This is a genomic window from Bradyrhizobium sp. Leo170, assembly GCF_004296405.1.
GTDB lineage: Bacteria > Pseudomonadota > Alphaproteobacteria > Rhizobiales > Xanthobacteraceae > Bradyrhizobium.
Genome location: NZ_PSRR01000523.1, coordinates 1 through 3,720, shown reverse-complemented (window position 1 = coordinate 3,720; position 3,720 = coordinate 1). Strand labels below are relative to the sequence as shown.

At 63.7% G+C, this 3,720-nt stretch carries 4 protein-coding genes; 3 read left to right on the top strand and 1 reads right to left on the bottom strand.

From position 1 onward, the window contains the following. Positions 1–142: 142 nt before the first annotated feature. Complete coding sequence (locus CWO89_RS41765) at positions 143–565, bottom strand: CHRD domain-containing protein (protein WP_130584057.1); 423 nt, start codon at positions 563–565, stop codon at positions 143–145. A 198-nt stretch (positions 566–763) separates the two neighbouring features. On the opposite strand from CWO89_RS41765, the gene CWO89_RS41760 reads away from it, so the two are divergent. From CWO89_RS41760 to CWO89_RS49310, 3 genes are all read left to right on the top strand, one after another. After that, the gene (locus CWO89_RS41760) at positions 764–1,696 is read left to right on the top strand and encodes a cytochrome c (protein ID WP_130584056.1); all 933 of its coding nucleotides are present in this window, start codon (positions 764–766) and stop codon (positions 1,694–1,696) included. A gap of 307 nt (positions 1,697–2,003) precedes the next feature. Then, positions 2,004–2,579 carry a PQQ-dependent sugar dehydrogenase family protein gene (locus CWO89_RS49315; protein ID WP_349644939.1) on the top strand — a complete coding sequence of 192 codons (576 nt, stop codon included), beginning with the start codon at positions 2,004–2,006 and terminating at the stop codon, positions 2,577–2,579. A gap of 197 nt (positions 2,580–2,776) precedes the next feature. Continuing rightward, the gene (locus tag CWO89_RS49310; RefSeq protein WP_349644938.1) at positions 2,777–3,703 is read left to right on the top strand and encodes a c-type cytochrome; all 927 of its coding nucleotides are present in this window, start codon (positions 2,777–2,779) and stop codon (positions 3,701–3,703) included. Positions 3,704–3,720: the final 17 nt, after the last annotated feature.

Here is a 3,720-nt window from a genome sequence, read left to right as displayed (position 1 = left end):
AACCCTCACCCCAGCCCTCTCCCGCAGGCGGGAGAGGGGGCGCAGCTTCATCGTGGTCACCGCCGATCTACCTCATTAGGTACAAAACGAAAAAGGCGGATGCCGCAGCATCCGCCTTCAGGAATGAACGCTTGTGGCTCGCCTATTTCACGACCTGGCCGCGGATTTCGCCGCCCGGATTGGCTGCGGTGTGGACGTTCACGTAGTACTTGCCGGCGAGGAAATCGGCGGCCTGCGTGTCCGTCAGCGTGGCGCTGCCTTCGGCGGGGCTCGAGGCGATATTCGGGATCGGGACCGCGACACCGCCGTTCTTGCCGGCTTCGGCTGGACCGTGGAAATGCGCCGCGGTGGCGGGACCGGTGAGGCCGGAATAGGTCACCTTCCAGCTCAGCTTCTTGGTCGCCGGATCGTAATCGACATCTGCGGTGCCGGTTCCGCTGCTGCTGTTCGGCGGCACTTCCGATTTGCCGTCTAACGTCACCTTGTACTTGTCGGCGAGAGCAGGACCGGCAAATACGATGGCGGCTCCGAGCGCGAGCGTGGCAAGCATGGTCTTGTTCGGCATGGTTTTCTCCCTGTTGGCCTCGGATGAGTGTCGACCTCAAAACAATAGCTTATCCGCTTTATTCCCAAAATCGCCCGCGAGCGCGGAAAATTTCGAGCAAGCGCATGGCCGAAACTGTCGCCATATTAGCCGCTCGATCGATGCAGCGCGAAGCGGTGTCCCGCTTCGGTCGAGAACGCTCCAATGACGGGTCGGACCATGTTGCGACGAATATATCCCGCGGTCATCCTTGCCGGCATTGTCGCCGTCGGCGTTTATTGGTGGCTGACCATACCTTCGACGATCGCGGCCAGCGCGTTGCCGGCCTACGAGCCTGACATCAACAACGGCTCCACCATCTTCAACGCGGGCGGATGCTCGTCCTGCCACGCCGTGCCCGACCAGCCCGATCGCACCCGGCTCGGCGGCGGGCTCGCGATTCCTTCTCCGTTCGGCACCTTCTATGCGCCGAACATCTCGCCCGATCCCAATGACGGCATCGGCCGATGGAGCGAGGCCGATTTCGTCACCGCGGTCATGAAGGGCACCTCGCCGGAGGGCACCCACTTTTTCCCGGCGTTTCCCTACACGTCCTACCAGCATGCGAAGATCGAGGACGTCCGCGACCTCTTCGCCTTCATCAAGACGCTGCCGCCGGTCGCCGGCACGGTGCGCGATCACGACGTGCCGTTTCCCTTCAACATCCGCCGCAACATCGGCGTCTGGAAAGTCCTGTTCATGGATGGCAAGCCGTTCACGCCGGATCCGACACGCTCCGCGCAATGGAATCGCGGGGCCTATCTCGTGAACAGTTTTGGCCATTGCGCGGAGTGCCACAGCCCGCGCAATGTCCTGGGCGGCATCATCCGCGCGCAGCGTTTTGGCGGCGGACCGAATCCGGAGGGCGAGGGCTGGGTGCCGAACATCACGCAAAAGAATCTCGGAGACTGGAGCGTGAAGGATTTCGCCTATTTCCTGAAGACCGGCGAATTGCCTGAGGGCGACAGCGCCAGCGGATTGATGGCGCGCGTGATCAAGAACACATCGCAATTGTCCGACGACGACCGCGCGGCGATGGCGGATTATCTCAAATCGCTGCCACCGGTCGAGGGGCCCACGCCGCCGCCGAAGCGGAGCGGGAGCAAGACCTAGGGCGTGTACTCGTAAGTGCTTGATGAACGGCACATCCGAACGGCGAAGAGAGAACCGTCTGGAGCCGGCGCAGCATCTTTTGAGTTTGTTCCCCGATCCGATCACAAAGCTTTGAGTCCCCGGTCCTCGTGCAAATCCGAAATGCCTGCGCTTCAATAAGCGCTATCGTTATAAACGTTCGGAGATAGCGGTGTGAAGCGAACTGAGCCCGTGGTTCAGTTCCGTTGGGCCGCGTAAGGGACCAGAGACAATGCCGTCACACGAGCGCGCGAAGATAAATCTCCCTTCAGCTATCTTGGTGTTGGCCATGGCTACGGCGGCCGCTCCCCATGGCGCCGCCGCCGCCGCAGAATGCCAAAATCAGGATAGCGGCATCACCCTGTCGCCCGGATTTTGCGCTACGGTCTTTGCCGACAATCTCGGCCATGTGCGCCATCTTGCGGTCAGCAGCGACAATGTTGTCTATGCCAACAGTTGGAGCGGTCGTTACTACCATAACGACACTCCGCCGGCCGGCGGATTTCTGCTCGCGCTCAAGGACACGACTGGCAGCGGGAGGGCAGACGTCATTCGGCGCTTTGGCCCGGACAAGTCCACGGGCGCCGCCGGCGGTACCGGCATCGCGCTCTACAATGGTGCGCTCTATGCCGAACTGAACGACAAGATCGTCCGCTATGCGCGCGCGCCGGACGAAATCGCGCCGGCCAGCCAGCCGCAGACGGTGGTGGCCGGCATGCCGCTGACCGGCGACCACCCGATGCACCCGTTCGTCATTGACGCGACGGGCAACCTGTTCGTCGATTTGGGATCCGCGACCAATGCCTGCCAGGCCGACAACCGCATGCCGCTGTCGCCCGGTCTCAATCCCTGCACCGAGTTGTAGACGCGCGCCGGCACCTGGCGCTACGACGCCAACAAGACCGATCAGACCTTCTCAGCGGCTGAGCGGTACGCCACCGGCATACGCAATGGCGAGGGATTCGCGTTCGACAGGCCGGGCGGCTCTATGTCACCCAGCACGGTCGCGATCAGCTATCGCAGAATTGGCCCAAGCTCTACACGGTCGAGCAGGGTGTCGAGTTGCCGGCCGAGGAGCTCCTCGAGCTGAAGAAGGGTGGCGATTACGGATGGCCGGAATGCTACTACGACCAAGATCAGAAAAAGCTCGTCCTGGCGCCGGAATATGGCGGCGACGGCGGCAAGGCGGTCGGGGCCTGCGCCGCTAAGCTAGCGCCGGTCGCCGCCTTTCCCGGCCATTGGGCGCCCAACGCCATGCTGATCTATACCGGCACGCAGTTCCCTGAGCCCTATCGTGACGGCGGCTTCATCGCATTCCACGGTTCGTGGAATCGCGCGCCGCGGGAGCAGGCGGGCTACAATGTCGTTTTTCAGCCGATGGCCGACGGCAAGGCGGCGGGCAACTATGTGGTGTTCGCGGACGGCTTCGCAGGCGCGCACAAGGATCCCGGTCGCGCCGCCTTTCGGCCGAGCGGCCTCGCGATGGGGCCGGACGGGGCTCTCTATATCGGCGATGACGTGCATGGCCGCATCTGGCGAGTGACTTTTAGCGGCGATGCGGCAACCGCGCGGCTGGCTGCCGCACCGGCAATCGCCCCGGCGCCGGGTTCGAGTGGCGCGGCCGTGCCGCCGGAAGGGACGCATGCCGACGCTGGGCGCGCCACGGCGGATCTGTCGGTGCCGCCCGGCGCCACCAAGGATCAGGTTGCGCTCGGCGACCGCATCTTCCACGGCGAGGCCAGCAACGGCACCTGCAGCGGATGTCACGGGTCCGATGCCCGAGGGACGTCAGTCGGTCCAGACCTGACTTCCGGCAACTGGGTGTGGAGCGACGGCAGCCTCGCGGCGATCACCAAGACGGTGACCGACGGCATACCGCACCCGCGCAACTATACGGGCGTCATGCCGCCGAAGGGAGGTGCTGAGCTGTCGGACGCCGACACTGCCGCAGTGGCCGCCTATGTCTGGGCAGTCGGCCACGTCAATTAATCTAGTACCCACTTTTC